The following is a 16740-nucleotide window of genomic DNA, read 5'->3' on the forward strand; positions in this document are numbered from 1 at the left end:
GATGACGGAGTCAAAGAAATCGCTTTCCCTGCATCAACTAATGAATGCCGAAAAGGTTTCCGTTGCAGATTCAACCTTCAAAACATCAATCACTCGCGACGATCTGGAAGAGCTGCACCTGGGACTTGGTGATGCATGGCTTGATGCGATCGCGCCTCAGGAATGTGAAAAGCTTGAGCGTCGCTTTGCGTGGTCTGGACTTGACCGTAAGGCACTTTGCAGTGTGCTGGATCAGCTTGATCAACCCATTGAATCTTCCAGCTCAGAGCTTTGGTTTCAGGAGTTAACTTTTTTGCAGGCAGCCTTGTGCAGTGATGCTGAACGCGAGCTTGATCCTTATGTCGCGGAGGTGTCGGCAGCTAATCCGGATCAGCTGCCTTTCAGTGACCTATGGCTTCCCGCTGTCGATGCTTTCGTTGATCGTCTACGCAGCTGCTTGGTCGATCTCCAACATCGCAGCATCGACGATCAGGTTTACCGTTCTCTAGGTCGGTCACTGCTTATCAGATTGACCAACATCTCTGAACAGGCCTTGTTCGAGCAATTCAACCTGCAGCGTCCGCCAGGGGCGATATTGCTGGCCCACCTTGGTGGCGATGGGGATGGTGAGGGGCCTCCTATTAGGGAGTACTACGAGCGGTTTATTAGGGAGCAGAGGCGCGATGGATTGGCAACGTTTTTAGAGACGTTTCCAGTCTTAGGACGATATCTGGGTCAAGTCTGTGGTGATTGGCAGCGTGCCAATGAGACCTTGCTTCGGCGGATTGATGCTGATACGCATGCCCTGCAGCAGCTCTTTGATGTCGAGCCTGCGATGGCTCTGTCTGAAATCCATCAGGGTCTGAGTGATCCCCATAACCATGGTCAGGTTGTGAGCATTCTGAAGTTTGCTGAAGCGACTCATTGTGCTCCCATCCAGGTGGTCTACAAGCCCAAGGATATGGGTGTGGATTTTGTTTACCAGCAGGCAATTGAGCATCTCAATAATGTCAGCACACTGACGCCGCTGCGCAGTTTGCGGATTCACTGCGGTAATGACTACGGATATATGGAGCATGTCGAGCATCGTCTCTGTTTGGATGATGATGAACAGAAGTCTTTTTATCGCAATGCCGGACGATTGACAGCCGTACTTCATCTTCTGGGCTGCACCGATTGCCATTACGAGAACCTCATCGCCTGCGCTGATCAGCTGCTGTTGATCGATACCGAAACTCTTTTGGAAGCTGATCTGCCTGATCATGTTTCAGATGCCTCTGATCAACAGACAAACCTGACTCAGTCGAGTCTTCAGAAGAGTTTTCAGAGTTCAGTGCTTCGATCAGGTCTGATGCCGAACTGGATGTTTGTTGGTCAGGCCAAGGTCGCTGTCGATATCAGTGCTCTAGGCATTGCCCCCCCTCTCAAGCCCTTTACGAAGGGTCCGGGTTGGCTGGGGCTGAACAGTGACGGGATGATGGCTGCCCAGATCAGCCGTCCATCACTGTTGCCCACGAGTCTTCCCGTGGGTGTTGGTGCCACCAATGGTCTCAATGCCCATCTTGAGACGTTCTGCCAAGGATTCCGTGAGCAGTGCGCCGAATTTGAACGGACGCGTGAAGACTGGATCAGGCCTGGAGGTGTTCTCGATCAGTTCATCGGCCTGCCGCGTCGCATTGTGCTTCGGGCAACAAGAGTGTATTTCGCATTGCAGCGTCAGCAACTTGAGCCAGCGGCTCTTCGTTCGCCCCTCCGCCAGGGACTCGTGCTCGAGCAGCTCAGCCGCAGTTTTCTGATGGCCAGCGAACAACCGCTGCACTGGCCTGTATTTGAAGCTGAATTGCGTCAGATGGAGCGTCTGGATATTCCATTTTTCGTGCATTCCATCGATGGACAGGATCTGCCCTTAGTTGACGGCATGAAGCCCGTTGAAGGGTTTATAGAAACCAGTGGTCTGGAGTCGAGTCGTCAGCGTATTGCTGTATTAGATCCAGCAGCCGTTGCTTTCCAGGAGCAATTAATTCGCGGCACGATCGGTGCGCGCATCTCCACTGAAGCTGGTCGAAGCCCCCGAGATGTCGCTGGGCTTGATGTCGACGTCGTGAAGCTCACGCCGGAACAACTCCACCAGGAGAGCCGTCGTCAGCTCAAGATGCTCGAAGAGATGGCCATTAGCGATGCGGATGGTCTCGTCGACTGGCTAGGGATGGATCTTGGCAGTGATGGTGAGAGTTTCTGCTTCGGCCCTGTTGGTACTTCGCTTTACGGTGGATCCATCGGTGTTGCTTTACTGGCAGCCCATTTTGCCGATGAGACTTGTTCAGCGGAACTGATCATAAGTTGCTTGAAACCTCTGTTGCAGATTGGGGAAAAGGACCGGGATGGGCTTCGCTTGCGCTGGTGGCGTGATCAGCCGCTTGGCTTGAGTGGCTGCGGGGGGTCTCTGCTCTCTGTGCAGGAGTTGGCGACCTGGGGACCCGAATCACAAAAGCCAAGCCTCCAAGAGCTACAGACCTCCCTCATCGGGGCATTGTTGCCTGAGCATATTCGCGCTGATCTCGGTCTCGACTTGATCGCTGGTTCTGCTGGTCTGATTGGACCGTTGCTGAGGGATGGTTCCTCACTAGCTCTGGACTTGGCGATGGTTGCTGGAGATCACCTGCTTGCACGCCAAAACGAGCAGGGAGCTTGGAGTATCCAAGGTAAGCAACCCTTGCTCGGCTTCTCGCATGGAACTGCCGGTTATCTTGTTGGGCTGGCAAAGCTCGGCCAGCAGTCAGGTGAGCAGCGCTTCCTCGATGCGGCGACCAAGGCTCTGATCTATGAACGGGAGCGATTTGATGCGGAACACCTCAATTGGCCCGATTATCGAAATCGACAACCGGATCAGCCAAACACATTCATGACTACCTGGTGCCACGGAGCACCGGGAATCGCCTTGAGCCGGGCTTGTTTGTTTGGATCTCCGCTTTGGGATGAGAAGTGTGTTGCTGAGATTGCCAACGCTTTGCAGACACTCACTGCACTGAAGCTGCCCTTTTGCGATCATCTCTGCTGCGGCACGTTTGGTAATGCCAGCATTCTTCGCATTGTGGCTGAGGGGCCATGGGCGATGTCTCTTCCAGAGTCAGTCCGTACGGCTGCGATTGAAAGGTCATCTGCGCTCGTTTCGCGAGCTGTCGCTAGAGCCGATCACGACGGAGGAGTATTGCGTGCCTTTGGCACGTCTGACAGCAATCTGTTGCTGCCAGGTTGTTTTACGGGAATCTCCGGTATGGGTCTGGCGCTGCTTGATCAGCTGAATCGCGATGATCGCCTCTCCACGCTTCTGACCATGGGCTTGCTGTCACCATCGGCGGCGGTGTCGCCGACACCAGTGCACCAGACGGCTTCCAATGCCTGCTGAGGGGATCGTTTCAGGCCAGGGGATCAGCACCTCCCGGCCACGAGCGGTTTTTTTTGTATTAGCCCTACATCTCAATGCTTTTATAGATCGAAGCATCGGGGAAAAGGGTTTTGTGGCTAGTGCAGAAGTCAGCAACGAATTGATGGATCCTGCCTCTTGAGAACCAAGGAGCAGGGGTGACAAGCTCGCTTCTCAGCAGATGTTTATCCCGGGTGAATCACTCCGGAGAAGAGGCACTGAAGGCACTCGGCACTTGCCCAAAAATTGGCGAGGTCACCCAAGCTCCCGAAACACCGATTGCATTTGACCCTCGAGTTGAGCAACTTGAGCGACTTATGGCGATGGATCTTTCCGACGAGTGCGATCAGATTCCTTGCGATATCGACGAGGAGGGCGAAGAAGAAGAGCTCTGAATCTCAATAAGAAGGGGCCCCCTTGGGCCCCTGAAGGTCTTTGAGGTGACTCCCGGTGACCTCTGACCTTGCTTCATTTCTAACCAAGCTGTATCAAAGTGAACATCCGTGGAAGTACCTGTCTTTGGCGCAAGGGTTGGGCGATCAAGGCTCTAGATCAGCTCCCCAAGCAGGTTCCGCCACTGTCCACCCAAGGCTCTTTAGCTCAAACCACAGGGAGGCCGCATCCTCGTATCGCATTTCCCTTCTGGTCTTGAGCAGCGCGGGTCCTTCTGGCATTGGCCGCCCGTGATCTACAAAAACCCTTTGATCTTTGACCCAGGTGCTTTTGGGGTCCCGGTGAAAACGAGCAAGCCAGTACCCCTTCGGATCTGAAAGCCATCCGTCCATCACTCATCACCGGCAAGTACATCTGTACTACTCACAGAGAGGGGTGGTCGTCAAGTAGTTAGCTCACTTAGGGGATGGCATCGCATACCGAGTGGCAGACACTCAATTCATGCGTTTAGCTCGAGCCATGACTTCCACCCTTGTTCTTACCGTTGCTCTTCTGGTCGGCCTAGGCATGAACCAGATCAATGAAGCTGATAAAGCCAAGAAGCAGTAGCTAGTTAGCTCCTTTGGATGAGGGACTAGTAGTCACGACTATGGTTTTATTAGATATGTTCAGACCTAGCTAATGGACGACAAGAAGGTGGACAAACTTACGCAGACATACCCCAACTGGTTGAACTGGGTAGGGGCTGTTGTGTCTGTAGTGCTTGTCGTGTCTTCGTTAGTGCCAGGTGGTGGCAATGGTTGGCAATGGGCTCCTTTCTATGTGTTGATGACGTACATCTTTATTAGAAAGAGTAAGGAGAAGAGAGTTTGGGAGTTAGGAGAATTATTAGTAATGCCTGTTCTTACCTTTTGTTGTGTAGTTGGTTTTATTACGACAACAGGTGGGAATGGTGGGAAATATGACTTATGGCTTTGGGGATTAGGTGTAATAGTTGGCATCTTGCTTAGTGTTTTTAACATATATCTCAAGCCAAGGATAGAGAAGAAAAGGCTAGAGAAGAAATAGCTGCTCCCTGCTCCAATCATCTCAGGATCGCCTGCAAGGTGCCTGAAGTATCACTTATGACCACACTATGCAATGCCTAGCCAAGGCATATTGTAGGGCCACAGAGACGCCGTAGGGAATGCATCAGAGACACAAGTTGATTGAGCTGAATAATGTTCTTTTGATTTATCTAGCTTTAGGGGGTCGAGGCCATCCGTCAGGATTGGCGAAGACAGAACATCGGCAAGATAAATGGCCCGAAGGACTTATTCGTAGCAGTCGGGCCAGATCTTCTTCAACTCCTGAGAGGCCTTGAAAAAACTTTGTTTGAACGGGATTAAATCTGGGTCTGCTTCTGCCTCCACATAAGAGGCTTGCATGTACTCCGCTGCATAGCCTTTGGGAAGCATCCCTGCTTCGGTTGCCATGCAAAGAGAGGTTCCCTCTCCAACATTGTATGCAAACCAAAACTGCCCTTGATCAGCCTTGGCAGGGGCTGTAGTTAGCAATAGACCGCCTAACAAGGCAAGGGTCTTGATTGATTGATTTTTCATCTAGTCATTCTAGATGCTTGTCCAGGATAACACTTCCCTAGCTTTCGTGGTCCCTTGAATCGTGATGGTGGTTTGTAGAAGTAGCTATCTAGCTATTCACTTAGATTCGGTTTGGGAAGTGTTGCCGCAGGCTCCGCCTGTAGCACTTACTCCGCAAACATGAACAACTTCCCAATCCAGATTGGATTGGTTTCACTTGAGTTCATGGTGGTGCCGCTGTGTTACGCGCGTCACGCTGACGGGATCGGATAACGAGTACTACTACAAGCTGCCTGAATGCTTGTTCTCCCTGGCGTCCGATGGAGCGGATGACGACTTACTCCCGAAGGTATTCAGAGTCACCCCTTTCTTTTACGTGAATTCCAAACCACGGGTGTTTAAGTCTTTTCCTTGACTCAGTTTCTCCCTGTATAGACTGCTTATTGCCTTTTCTCTGTATACACTGCCTATTGCTTTTCTCTGTATAAGGTGCTTATTGATTTTTACCCTATGCAGACTGCGGACCGCTAGAGCAGCCCTGACGGTCCTTGCAGAGGCCCAGGGCATCACATGGTGGATTTGATCATTTAGCTCTTACCATTTGCCTTATAGAAGCTTGATGGCGCGTTTTAGTTCTTTCCAGGGCGTAGCGCCATACGCCATTGAAATTGAATTCGGTGTGTGGCCAAGCAAGGCCACGACAACTGCTTCATTCATATTATTTGCTCGCAATACTGTTGCTACACGATCCCTAAATCCTTTGGGTGTGACTCCAACTATTTTTTTGCAAGGCTTCGACAGATTGACTCCCCAGCGTTTATTTGACTCCTGATACTGACCTGGCCATAGAAGACCATTCTTCTTTCGCAACTCGATGACCAAAGACTGCAGTCTTGGATGAATTGGAATAGACCTCTCAGAGGCCTCTGTTTTCAAAGGTCTGGACTCGTTGGGTCGAATGAGTATTCGATCTTCACATAAGTCTTCAGCTTGTAAGCCAGCGATCTCAGCGAGTCGTGCACCTGTGAAATAAAGAAACTGAAAAATCTCAATCTGTTCACCTGAGCCCTGCCACTGCGAAGGATCGGTGAGTGTGACTTCAGACTTTCTGGATTTGACGACCTTGATCCGTTTATTTAGTCCTTGAAAGATATGAGTGGAATCAGGGCGTAGCTCACACAGGACTGACCAGAGACCAGACAGAAAAGCGAGACGAGTTTTAACAGTTGACGGACTGAGTCGTTCGAGAAGCCAAGAGCGATAAGCCACAGCGTGTTGCATTGTGGCAGCTGTTGGGTGAGTGACAGCAGCGTGTGCCAAGAAATCGTCTAAGGCACTCCTCCAACTCATTTCGGTCCTCGCGGCAGGTGCCTTCAGTGCCTTGGCCTGCTGGATCAGCTCTTCCTTCGACAGGTGGTCTCTTGGCTTCTCCTTACCCTTCAGGATCGCCCTGTACCTAGACGCCTGCTCACGAGTTAACGCCCCTTCCTCAACTTCGACATCACAGCCAGTCAGCAACGCCTCGACCACCTCTGGATCAGAGAGGTCACATCGGTCAGGGACCGCATCAATCAGCTCGTCACCCGTCAATGACACCTCATTGCGCGCCTCCGCGATGAGGCGATCGGTCTTGGCAGCGAAGACAGGTGACAGGCGCTGGGCGACGCGATAAGTCGAACCCGCACTTTCCACCCAAATCGTTTTGCCTATGACTGGCTGAACGTCTTTAGGGACGCCACGCTGCAGCTGGTACCCATTACGGGCTTTACGCACGTATGTCGGACGCTTCCGAAACGGCACCTTTAGTCACAGCTTTAGTCACACCCTAGCCAGCTAAAACCCAAATGGACACAAACAAGTTGCGATCACTGTGTCCTGCCCTGCAGAACAAGACCTACTTCAACTACGGAGGGCAGGGGCCGCTGCCCACACCCTCGCTGGATGCCATCACCGCCAGCTGGAGAAGGATTCAGGACCTCGGCCCCTTCACCACGGACATCTGGCCCTACATCAGCGCCGAAGCGAACAACACACGCGGCCGTCTGGCCCGCTTGTGCAATGTGCCAGCACATCGGCTCGCCCTGAGCGAGAACGTGACCACAGGATGTGTGCTGCCCCTCTGGGGCCTTCCCATCGACGATGGCGACCACATTCTGATCAGCGATTGTGAGCACCCTGGTGTCGTGGCGGCCTGCCACGAACTGGCACGCCGCCGCCAGCTTCAGGTTCACACGCTGCCCGTGAAGCAATGCAGGCTCGGCCGCGATGATCAGGCCCACACCGATCACGAGGTGCTGACAGCCCTCGAAGAGCAGCTCACCAGCAAGACCCGCATCGTGGTGCTGTCGCATCTGCTCTGGAACACCGGTCAGCAGATGCCGATCGCAGCGGTGGCCGCACAACTGCAACAGCATCCAGCACAGCCATTCCTGCTTGTGGATGCTGCGCAGAGCGTCGGCCAGATCCCCGTTGCAGAGGCGGCAGCAGCAGCCGATATTTATGCCTTTACTGGGCACAAATGGGCCTGCGGTCCGGAAGGACTGGGCGGGGTCGCGCTCTCAGAGCGTGTGCTCTCGGACGGCCATCCCACCGTCATCGGTTGGCGCAGCCTTCAGGATGAAACGCGTGCTGTGGCAGAAGATCCAGACCCCTTCCATCACGACAGCCGTCGCTTTGAGGTGGCCACGAGTTGCGTGCCACTGATGGCTGGCCTGCGCTGCTCTCTTGACCTGCTGGAGCAGGAGGGCTCTGAAGACAAACGACTCGGGCAGATCCGAATCCTGAGCGAACAGCTCTGGAGAGAGCTGAAGTCGATCCCTGGGGTTTCACCGCTGCTCGACGGCCCACCGCCGGCTGGTCTGGTGAGTTTTCAGATGCGCTCTGAGGCAACGGGAGCCACACCAGCCGAGGTCGTGAAGTCCCTCGGCGGACAACAACTTTGGATCCGTGACCTGGCAGACCCCGTCTGCCTGCGGGCATGCACCCATATCTGCACCAGTCAGAACGACATCGCACAACTCACCGATCAGATTCGGACGTTGTCAGCAATGGGCAGCTAGCTCCAAGAGTGCAGTGCTTTCTCCGCTTCTTCTCGATCATCGAAACGCAGCTTTTCAGTGCCGACAATCTGGTAATCCTCATGCCCTTTACCAGCGATCAAGACAAGATCGCCATGTCGTGCCTGAGCAATCGCCTGAGCGATCGCGATCGCTCGGTCGGCTTCCACCTGGTAGTCGATGCCTGAAGCAAGGCCAGCAACCACATCGTCGAGAATGCGCTTTGGATCCTCAGTCCGAGGATTGTCGGATGTGACCACAACGCGATCAGCCAGCTCTGCGGCAATCGAGGCCATCTGAGGACGTTTGCCCCGGTCGCGGTCTCCACCGCAGCCAAACACACACACCAGACGCCCATCCACAAAGGGGCGGCTGGCCTGGAGCGCGCTACGCAGGCCATCCGGGGTATGGGCGTAATCCACAACGACGGCGGGGAGCTGATCTGTGGAAGGGCTAGAGGGCAGCACCCGCTCCATGCGGCCTGGCACACCACGGAATTTCGGAAGGGCGTCCAACAACAGGGGCAGTGGTAAGTCCTGCTGGAGCAGCGAGCCGACTGCCTGCATCACATTCATCAGATTGAAGCGACCCACCAAAGGCGAATGGAAACGCCCTTCGCCTCGGGGAGTGAGCAGCATTCCCTCTACGCCGTTCGATGTCATCACGAGATCACGCATGCTGAGATCGGCAGCCTCGTCGACACTGCAGCGCCAACAACGATCACCAAGGCGATCAGCCAGTCGACGTCCCCAAGCATCGTCAACATTCACCACCGCTCGGGGGCCTTCACCAATGAGGAAGGGATCAGCAAACAGGCGCGCTTTCGCTTCGAAATAGGCCTCCATGGATACGTGGTAGTCGAGATGATCCTGCGTGAGGTTGGTGAACACCGCGGAGGAGAAACGGCAACCGGCGACCCGTTGCTGATCAAGAGCATGGGAACTGACCTCCATGGCCGCCACCTGTGTGCCCTGATTCAACGCTTCAGCGAGCTGGGCCTGCAGCCGATCCGCAACCGCAGTGGTGTGGGTGGACGTGAAGCTTTGTCCGGGCCAACGGTTGACCAGCGTTCCGAACAGGGCCGAAGAGCGACCGCACTCCAGGCTGAGGTGTTCAATCAAATGGGTTGTGGTGGTCTTGCCATTGGTGCCAGTCACACCAATCAACTGCATGCGCGAAGAGGGCAGTTGCCAGAACGCGGCAGCCAGCTCTCCCGCCCAATGGGACACCGGCTCAGGGATCACCAAAACAGGATCCTGAGCGGAGGGCGGAAGCGACTGTGCTGCTTGCTCACCGATCAGCGCGGCCACAGCGCCGGCCTTCAGGGCCTCTGGCCAGAAACAGCCCCCATCCACCCGTTCACCGGGAAGACCGATGAAGACGCATCCCTTGCCGACACTGCGGGAATCACAAGTGATGGACGTCACCGCTGGATTGGGCAGCGCAGAAGGCACTGGCAGCCCTACTGCGTTCAGCAGCGAATGGAGCATCTGCGTCATCACCAGCCCCTAAAGCTGAGGCCGTTCTAGTCCGATCCGGCGATGGTGGAGCAGAGCCGTTGCAACCAATTGAACAGTCCCTCTCCGCTCAGGCGAGGAGACACCCGTGGCAGAGGTTTCCCCTGCAGTGCCAAAACAGGCACTTCCAGGTCGTAACGAGTCCGAAGCTCCGGCTCAATCCCCGCAGCATCAATATCAATGACCTCCAAACTCAGCGGTGGCTTCAAACGACTGAGATCAAGGTCTTGCAGACGTTGCTCTAGACCTTCACAAAGACAGCAGCCCTGCCTGCTGAACAAGGTCAGCTGCAGGGGCTCAATCGGGGACTGGATCACAGCCGCAGGGGGTAAAGGGATGACAGCGACAGATCCGGCGCAGCGTGAGCCAGCCACCCCGCCAAGGACCATGGCGCTGAATCGCTTCTAATCCGTAGGCACTGCAGCTGGGAATGAAGCGACAACGGGGGCCGAAGAAGGGCGAAAACCAGCTGCGGTAAAAACCAATCGCCGCAATCATCAGCTGAGCCAGGGCATGACTGAAACCCTCCCCAACGCTCTCCAGGAAGCCGACGGATAGGATGCGTGGTTTGCGCATGCAGAAACGCAAGGCTGACTTCAAGTCCAGCATGGCGTTTCGCCGGCGTGAATGGTCCAACACCTTCCTTCCTTATGTCTCGTTACCGCGGCCCTCGCCTGAGGATCACGCGGCGCTTGGGAGACCTCCCTGGTCTCACCCGGAAGGCCGCAAAGCGGTCCTATCCACCCGGTCAGCACGGCCAAGCCCGTCGCAAGCGCTCTGAATACGCAATCCGCCTTGAGGAGAAGCAAAAGCTTCGCTTCAACTACGGCGTCTCTGAACGCCAACTCGTGCGCTACGTGAAAAAAGCGCGCGCTCAGGAGGGTTCCACAGGAACCAACCTGCTCAAACTTCTCGAGAACCGTCTCGACAACGTCTGCTTCCGTCTCGGATTTGGCCCCACAGTGCCTGGCGCCCGCCAGCTGGTGAACCATGGCCATGTCACCGTGAACGGGCGGGTCACCGACATCGCCAGCTACCAGTGCAAGGCCGGTGATCTGATCGCCGTCCGCGAGCGCAAGGGCAGCAAAAAACTGGCTGAAGGCAACCTGGAATTCCCGGGTCTCGCCAACGTGCCGCCCCACCTGGAGCTCGACAAGGCAAAACTCAGCGCCAAGGTGATCAGCAAGTGCGAACGCGAATGGGTCGCACTGGAGATCAATGAACTGCTGGTTGTGGAGTACTACTCCCGCAAGGTCTGAGGCTTACTTCACACCTCAGCACGTTCTTACTTTGCAATCCCCGCACGATTCTTCCGGAGCGGGGTTTTTCATGTCGGACGAATGAGTGATTGACACGTTCACCCCGCCGACCCATCAGCAGCAGCAATCACGAGAACCTTCAGTTGGCCTCAGCAAGAATTTTCCAGGAGATGTCTTCCATCAACACCGATGGCTGACCCTCAAGAGCGGCAGCAAGATCTGCGGGTTCGGAAAGATCAACCAGAATCACGCCATTTCGGCAGAGGAACTGCATGTCGGATTGATCATCACTAACAACCCGAAACGCAGCGCCATGCTCTTGAGACAACAGTGTCGCCTTGGCTCGGGCTTCCAGCAGGTTGAGGTTTTCTGCAATGCCAACCCAGCCTTGATCTGAAAGCCGTTGAATACAAAACACGATCGCACCCTGTGATGAGTGCACTGTGCTTCAGCCAGCATTTTTAAGCCAGTAAGCAACAGACGAGCTTTGGGATCACACAGGATTGACGGTGAATTGAACACAACTCTCCTTCATCAAGATTGAGCTGGCGTCATCCGGCTACCAGCGCAGCCAGACATCAGCAAATGCAGAGGTCACGGAGCAAAAGCAGGACGCCGAGACTCAGTCCTGATGCTCCTGACCAAGTTGGTCTCAAGACGTTAAGAGCTGACTGCGAAAAGCATCATCATTGCCATCATCAAAAGGATGCAGGTGGTTGGGGTCGGATTTAACCGGCCCCTTTTGCTTGGGATCGAGGTTCGCCCAAGACCAGACCGTGGCAACCAAAAACAGCAGATCGCAAAAGTGCCCGAGAATCAGTAAATCGGACACAACGACATTGAGTATTGATAAGCGCTGAAAACAGACAAACTACGACTCATTGGCCACAGCTAACATTGAACAACATGGTCGAATAAAATGCTCAACTGGCTGATGTCGCTGCTCTTTGGTGATCAGACTTTCCCAGATGAGAAAATGCTCTTAATTCTAGGCCCCGTGCCGAAAGAAGGAAGAAGCGAAACAGCTGAATGAATTTCTTAGTGCTGCTCACACTATCGCTAGGAAATCTCGAAATCAGCGAGATGAGTGCGGCTGTTCTCATCAGCGTCTCGCTGGTGTTTCTAGTGAGTTTCGGAATTGTCTCCCTTAAAAACGACAGCAAGGGAATGATGGAATGGATGTTTGACAACAAAAACAATGAAAAGCGCTGAATCCTTATCAACTGATCACTGAAACAAGTTCGCAAACAAGAAGATGATGACAAGAATGGGATAAACGTTCCTAACAAGAACTTGATTTCACTCGGTCAAGGCTTCTAACCCAAAGCCAGAGATCGATTCTCAACACCAACCGAACGCTGACTGGTTAGACGGTTCAGATTCGTCGATCAACGAATCAAGTTTGCTTTAAAAAAGCCGAGCCCCAACCCAAAGCCTTTCGGTTTGTCCTCCAGAAAAGTGAGGGCCAGCTCAAAATCCATTAGTCCCTTCTGCTCGATCAGGTCGCGTGGTAATTGCCCTTGTCGCTGCTCTAGGTAGCGAGCATGAATCTGCTGCTTATTTTCGCTCAGAAACGTGACGATTTCGCTGAGCACATGATCCCGCCACTCATCCTTGTGGCTCTGCTGCACTGAGGTATCGGCCAAGGCTCCGGATCTCAACGTCCGGCTCGACGCTAGCGGCGAGGGACAGCCTGTTTCCTAGCTTTAAGACCTGATCGCAGCCATCACTTGCAGCGCCCAGCAGCAACACCAGCCGATGCCACCCGGGCGATTCATCACGGGGAGAGCTTTGCGGACGGGACGGGCACCGTGATGCCGCCGATTTACTCCACATCGACATTTGCTCATGGCAACGCCGGTGGTTTCGATTACACACGCTCTGGCAATCCCAACTTTCGCATCCTTGAGGAAGTGCTGGCTTCGGTTGAGCGCTGCAACCATGCCACGGTGTTTGGCTCGGGAGTGAGCGCGATCACGGCGATTGCCTCAGGTCTCAGCCAAGGGGATCTTGTGCTCTGCGAGGAAAACCTTTACGGCTGCACGGTGAGGCTATTTGAACAGGTGTTCGCCAAATTCGGGGTCCACACAGAGTGGGTGGATTTCACATCAGCCGAGGCTGTCTCCAGCATCGCGGCTCGAAAGCCCGCCATGGTCTGGCTAGAGAGTCCCACCAACCCGCTGCTCAAGGTGATCGACCTCAAACAGGTCTGCTCGGCAGCCGCGGCCATCGATGTCCCCGTGGTGGTGGATAACACCTTCGCCACCGCCCTTGTGCAGCGGCCCCTGCAGCTTGGGGCCACCCTTTCACTAACCAGCACCACCAAATACATCAACGGACACTCCGATGCCCTTGGCGGTGCGGTCTGCACCGACGATCCGTCCTGGCACCAAAAAATGGTGTTTGCCCAGAAAGCTCTGGGCCTACAGCCTTCACCATTCGATTGCTGGCTAATCACCCGCGGCATCAAGACCCTGCCTCTGCGGCTTAGACAACAGATGGCCAACGCCGCTGCTTTGGCTGATCACCTCGCTCACCACGACGATGTGAACTGGGTGCGCTATCCCCATCGCCCGGATCACCCCCAACACGCGCTGGCCATGCAGCAGATGAGTAGTGGTGGCGCCATCGTCACGATTGGAGTCGAAGCCAGCCGCGACCAGGCTTATGCCATGTGCAAGGCGCTGCAGTGGTTCACCATGGCCGAAAGCCTCGGAGGCGTGGAAAGCCTGATCTGCCACCCGGCCACGATGACTCACGCTTCTGTGTCTATGGAGGTGAAACAGAAACTGGGTATCAGCGATGGCCTGATCCGTCTGTCTGTGGGCTGTGAAGACGCCGCGGATCTGATCGCGGATCTCGATCAGGCACTTTGCTTGCTCCGATGAGTTCGCGCGACCTGCTGCGGGATCCCTGCTGGCAAGGCAGCGATCTCGGCCATCCTCTCCCTGATGCCACCCATGCCGTCTCGGTCGCCCTACCTCGATGGAGCGATGTGATCGCCTACGAGGAACAGGATCCCGCTTGCCGAGGAGCTTTGCGGGCGGTGTATCCGCGATTTGGTCAGCATCCGCTGGTGGCACAGGTTGCGAAGCTTTCGCTGCAGGTCTCCGACCTCGCCCCCTCCAAGGGAGCAAGCAGCTGGCCTTATCCCAACCTCGCAGCGGCAGAAGCCGCTCTCGCCCACTGCCGCAGAACAAGGCCTGCGGGAGAAACACAGCTCAGCGTGATCGGTGGACTGACCTGCCTGATTGCCGACCCAGCCAGCACTCCTGCCGCAAAGGCCTTCTGGCAGCACACTGGCCTTGGAGCCTCCTCCAGGCTGGCTGCCATCACCCTTGGTCAGGAGCAGAACGCCAGCGGTTCCGCAGCTGAGAACGCCCGCCTCAATGTGATTGGGCGGCTGGCGCGGATCTATGGATGCGAGGGAGATGCGATCAGCCTCCACCCCTCAGGCATGTCGGCTCTGCACCGAGCACTCCAAATGATCTCGGCCATTCGGCCCAACAGGCCCGTGTTGCAGATCGGTTTCCCCTATGTGGATGTGCTCAAGCTGCCCCAGGTGGTGTTCAACGGAGCCGAACTGCTGCTTGATGACAGTGCAGCCAGTGTGGGTGACGCTCTCGAGCGCCTAGAGCCGTCGGCAGTGGTGGTGGAGCTGCCTAGCAATCCCCTGCTGCGCTGCATTGATCTGCCAAAGATCGCCAGGCTTGCCCACCAGCAGGGGATCCCCGTGATCGCCGACGACACCATTGGATCTGGGGTCAATATCGACGGGTTGCCCCACGCCGATCTGGTCTTCAGCTCGCTCACCAAAAGCTTCGCCGGCCGTGGCGATGTTCTGGCCGGAAGTCTGGTGCTGAGTCCGCACTCCCCGTGGAGAGATCAGCTCGTTGCATCAGCTCGCTCCCTGCAACCGTTGGCGGAGCTTGCCGACGTGGATGTCATCGCACTCGACCAGGGCAGTGAAGACGTGGTCGAACGGGTGCATCAGCTCAATCGCAACACGCTGTTCCTGGCTGAACAGCTGCGCGATCACCCCGCCGTGGAGAAGGTGTTCCATCCGGGTGAATGCGAGAACTTCAAGGCTCTGCAGCGGCCAGGTGCAGGCCATGGCTGCCTGCTGTCTTTTGAACTGAAAGGAGGAACCCTCTCGGCGCAGAAGGTCTACGACGCACTGACGGTCTGCAAGGGGCCAAGTCTCGGCACCGCCTTCACCCTGGTCTGCCCCTACGTGCTTCTTGCTCACTACGACGAGTTGGTTTGGGCGAAACGCTGCGATGTGCCATCCCATCTACTGCGCGTTTCCGTAGGACTTGAGGAGCAGCCGGATCTCTGGAAGCGGTTCCTGCTGGCTCTGGACTCGGCATAAGCGGAAAACAGGCTTGTGATGAAGGCGAAGTTGCTGCCTGCTGGGTTGACAGAGTTTGAACAAGCTCTTAAGAGCCAGGCACCTGACTGAGAGTCTCCCTAAATTGCGAAAATTGGCCATTTTTTCGACTCACTCATGTCTCGCGTTTACGCCGATAACAGCCAGGCCATCGGTAATACCCCCCTGGTGCGTCTGAACCATGTCACCAAGGACTGCAAAGCCACCGTTCTCGCCAAGATCGAAGGCCGCAATCCCGCCTACAGCGTGAAGTGCCGCATTGGCGCGAACATGATCTGGGATGCCGAAAAGCGTGGTGAACTCACCGAAGGCAAGGTGATCGTTGAGCCCACATCAGGCAATACCGGGGTTGCTCTCGCCTTCACAGCCGCCGCTCGCGGTTACAAGCTCGTGCTCACGATGCCAGAGTCGATGTCGATCGAACGTCGCCGCGTGATGGCCGTTCTCGGCGCTGAAATCGTGCTCACCGAAGCCGCCAAAGGCATGCCTGGCGCCATCGCCAAAGCCAAGGAGATCGCTGCCAGCGACCCTGGCAAGTACTTCATGCCCGGGCAGTTTGAGAATCCCGCCAACCCGGAGATTCACGAAAAGACCACTGGCCCTGAGATCTGGAACGACTGCGAAGGCGCCATCGACGTTCTGGTGGCCGGCGTAGGCACCGGCGGCACCATCACTGGAGTGTCCCGTTACATCAAGAACGCCAAAGGCAAGGCGATTGAATCGGTTGCCGTGGAGCCCAGCCACAGCCCCGTAATCACCCAGACCATGAACGGCGAGGAAGTGAAGCCAGGTCCCCACAAGATCCAAGGGATCGGCGCTGGCTTCATTCCCAAGAACCTCGACCTCTCCGTGGTCGACAAGGTGGAACAGGTCACCAACGAAGAGTCCGTTGAGATGGCTCTTCGTCTGGCCAAGGAAGAGGGCCTACTGGTGGGCATCTCCTGCGGAGCCGCAGCTGCCGCTGCCATTCGTCTGGCCAAACAAGATGCTTACGCCGGCAAGACCATCGTTGTTGTTCTCCCCGATCTCGCTGAGCGCTACCTCTCTTCAGTGATGTTCGCCGACGTTCCCACAGGGATCATCGAGCAACCCGTGACAGCCTGAACAACAGCGTTGACACAGCATGCAGCCCCGGAACACCG

Annotated in this window: 18 protein-coding genes; 9 read left to right on the top strand and 9 right to left on the bottom strand. The window is 55.5% G+C overall.

The window, feature by feature from the left end:
- Position 1 precedes the first annotated feature (1 nt).
- Together SIB42_RS13655 and SIB42_RS13660 are read left to right on the top strand one after the other, a co-directional pair.
- The gene (locus tag SIB42_RS13655; RefSeq protein ID WP_156485153.1) at positions 2-3385 is read left to right on the top strand and encodes a type 2 lanthipeptide synthetase LanM family protein; all 3384 of its coding nucleotides are present in this window, start codon (positions 2-4) and stop codon (positions 3383-3385) included.
- 212 nt (positions 3386-3597) lie between these two features.
- Positions 3598-3798, top strand: a complete 201-nt coding sequence (locus SIB42_RS13660) for a hypothetical protein (RefSeq protein ID WP_067094033.1) — start codon at positions 3598-3600, stop codon at positions 3796-3798.
- Between the two features lie 144 nt (positions 3799-3942).
- Here SIB42_RS13660 and SIB42_RS13665 read toward each other — a convergent pair whose 3' ends face one another.
- A complete protein-coding gene (locus tag SIB42_RS13665; protein ID WP_067094030.1) occupies positions 3943-4188 on the bottom strand; it encodes a DUF1651 domain-containing protein in 246 nt (81 codons plus the stop codon).
- Between the two features lie 289 nt (positions 4189-4477).
- On the opposite strand from SIB42_RS13665, the gene SIB42_RS13670 reads away from it, so the two are divergent.
- A complete protein-coding gene (locus tag SIB42_RS13670) occupies positions 4478-4864 on the top strand; it encodes a hypothetical protein (RefSeq protein WP_067094027.1) in 387 nt (128 codons plus the stop codon).
- A 245-nt stretch (positions 4865-5109) separates the two neighbouring features.
- On the opposite strand, the gene SIB42_RS13675 is transcribed toward SIB42_RS13670, so the two are convergent.
- Both SIB42_RS13675 and SIB42_RS13680 read right to left on the bottom strand, forming a co-directional pair.
- Positions 5110-5397: a hypothetical protein gene (locus SIB42_RS13675; RefSeq protein WP_067094023.1), complete on the bottom strand. Its 288-nt coding sequence runs from the start codon at positions 5395-5397 to the stop codon at positions 5110-5112.
- 585 nt (positions 5398-5982) lie between these two features.
- On the bottom strand, positions 5983-7149 hold the full coding sequence (locus SIB42_RS13680) for a tyrosine-type recombinase/integrase (protein WP_067094019.1): 1167 nt from the start codon (positions 7147-7149) through the stop codon (positions 5983-5985).
- A gap of 71 nt (positions 7150-7220) precedes the next feature.
- Between SIB42_RS13680 and SIB42_RS13685 the strand changes: the two genes are divergently transcribed.
- Positions 7221-8435, top strand: coding sequence for an aminotransferase class V-fold PLP-dependent enzyme (locus SIB42_RS13685; protein WP_067094015.1), 1215 nt, complete (start codon positions 7221-7223; stop codon positions 8433-8435).
- On the opposite strand, the gene SIB42_RS13690 is transcribed toward SIB42_RS13685, so the two are convergent.
- The 3 genes from SIB42_RS13690 to yidD are packed head-to-tail and all read right to left on the bottom strand — an operon-like array spanning position 8432 to position 10525.
- Positions 8432-9931, bottom strand: coding sequence for a UDP-N-acetylmuramoyl-L-alanyl-D-glutamate--2,6-diaminopimelate ligase (locus SIB42_RS13690; protein WP_067094011.1), 1500 nt, complete (start codon positions 9929-9931; stop codon positions 8432-8434). The two genes, SIB42_RS13685 and SIB42_RS13690, sit on opposite strands and share 4 nt — an antisense overlap.
- A 26-nt stretch (positions 9932-9957) precedes the next feature.
- The gene (locus tag SIB42_RS13695) at positions 9958-10266 is read right to left on the bottom strand and encodes a glutaredoxin family protein (protein WP_156485152.1); all 309 of its coding nucleotides are present in this window, start codon (positions 10264-10266) and stop codon (positions 9958-9960) included.
- Entirely contained in the window at positions 10247-10525 is a 279-nt protein-coding gene (gene yidD / locus SIB42_RS13700) for a membrane protein insertion efficiency factor YidD (protein WP_074160733.1), read from the bottom strand. The genes SIB42_RS13695 and yidD overlap by 20 nt, the downstream gene beginning before the upstream one ends.
- Before the next feature lie 74 nt (positions 10526-10599).
- Between yidD and rpsD the strand changes: the two genes are divergently transcribed.
- Complete coding sequence (rpsD, locus tag SIB42_RS13705) at positions 10600-11208, top strand: 30S ribosomal protein S4 (protein WP_067094008.1); 609 nt, start codon at positions 10600-10602, stop codon at positions 11206-11208.
- Between the two features lie 139 nt (positions 11209-11347).
- On the opposite strand, the gene SIB42_RS13710 is transcribed toward rpsD, so the two are convergent.
- Both SIB42_RS13710 and SIB42_RS13715 read right to left on the bottom strand, forming a co-directional pair.
- On the bottom strand, positions 11348-11650 hold the full coding sequence (locus tag SIB42_RS13710; RefSeq protein WP_067094005.1) for a hypothetical protein: 303 nt from the start codon (positions 11648-11650) through the stop codon (positions 11348-11350).
- Between the two features lie 210 nt (positions 11651-11860).
- On the bottom strand, positions 11861-12040 hold the full coding sequence (locus SIB42_RS13715; RefSeq protein ID WP_067094002.1) for a hypothetical protein: 180 nt from the start codon (positions 12038-12040) through the stop codon (positions 11861-11863).
- A 209-nt stretch (positions 12041-12249) separates the two neighbouring features.
- Between SIB42_RS13715 and SIB42_RS13720 the strand changes: the two genes are divergently transcribed.
- Entirely contained in the window at positions 12250-12420 is a 171-nt protein-coding gene (locus SIB42_RS13720; RefSeq protein WP_231856378.1) for a hypothetical protein, read from the top strand.
- 176 nt (positions 12421-12596) lie between these two features.
- On the opposite strand, the gene SIB42_RS13725 is transcribed toward SIB42_RS13720, so the two are convergent.
- Positions 12597-12839 carry a hypothetical protein gene (locus SIB42_RS13725; protein ID WP_413328164.1) on the bottom strand — a complete coding sequence of 81 codons (243 nt, stop codon included), beginning with the start codon at positions 12837-12839 and terminating at the stop codon, positions 12597-12599.
- 99 nt (positions 12840-12938) lie between these two features.
- On the opposite strand from SIB42_RS13725, the gene SIB42_RS13730 reads away from it, so the two are divergent.
- From SIB42_RS13730 to cysK, 3 genes are all read left to right on the top strand, one after another.
- Positions 12939-14096 (top strand): trans-sulfuration enzyme family protein, encoded by a 1158-nt coding sequence (locus SIB42_RS13730; RefSeq protein ID WP_067093992.1) that lies wholly within the window; start codon positions 12939-12941, stop codon positions 14094-14096.
- Entirely contained in the window at positions 14093-15580 is a 1488-nt protein-coding gene (locus SIB42_RS13735; RefSeq protein ID WP_067093989.1) for a PLP-dependent transferase, read from the top strand. The genes SIB42_RS13730 and SIB42_RS13735 overlap by 4 nt, the downstream gene beginning before the upstream one ends.
- Before the next feature lie 135 nt (positions 15581-15715).
- Positions 15716-16702, top strand: a complete 987-nt coding sequence (gene cysK, locus SIB42_RS13740; protein ID WP_067093985.1) for a cysteine synthase A — start codon at positions 15716-15718, stop codon at positions 16700-16702.
- Positions 16703-16740: the final 38 nt, after the last annotated feature.

This window comes from Synechococcus sp. MIT S9508 (assembly GCF_047303045.1).
GTDB lineage: Bacteria > Cyanobacteriota > Cyanobacteriia > PCC-6307 > Cyanobiaceae > Synechococcus_C.

Coding starts and splice junctions, on each gene's coding strand:
- SIB42_RS13655 (WP_156485153.1), top strand. CDS start 2: ATGACGGAGTCAAAGAAATCGCTTTCCCTGCATCAACTAATGAATGCC.
- SIB42_RS13665 (WP_067094030.1), bottom strand. CDS start 4,188: ATGGACGGATGGCTTTCAGATCCGAAGGGGTACTGGCTTGCTCGTTTT.
- SIB42_RS13670 (WP_067094027.1), top strand. CDS start 4,478: ATGGACGACAAGAAGGTGGACAAACTTACGCAGACATACCCCAACTGG.
- SIB42_RS13675 (WP_067094023.1), bottom strand. CDS start 5,397: ATGAAAAATCAATCAATCAAGACCCTTGCCTTGTTAGGCGGTCTATTG.
- SIB42_RS13685 (WP_067094015.1), top strand. CDS start 7,221: ATGGACACAAACAAGTTGCGATCACTGTGTCCTGCCCTGCAGAACAAG.
- SIB42_RS13690 (WP_067094011.1), bottom strand. CDS start 9,931: ATGACGCAGATGCTCCATTCGCTGCTGAACGCAGTAGGGCTGCCAGTG.
- yidD (WP_074160733.1), bottom strand. CDS start 10,525: ATGCGCAAACCACGCATCCTATCCGTCGGCTTCCTGGAGAGCGTTGGG.
- rpsD (WP_067094008.1), top strand. CDS start 10,600: ATGTCTCGTTACCGCGGCCCTCGCCTGAGGATCACGCGGCGCTTGGGA.
- SIB42_RS13735 (WP_067093989.1), top strand. CDS start 14,093: ATGAGTTCGCGCGACCTGCTGCGGGATCCCTGCTGGCAAGGCAGCGAT.
- cysK (WP_067093985.1), top strand. CDS start 15,716: ATGTCTCGCGTTTACGCCGATAACAGCCAGGCCATCGGTAATACCCCC.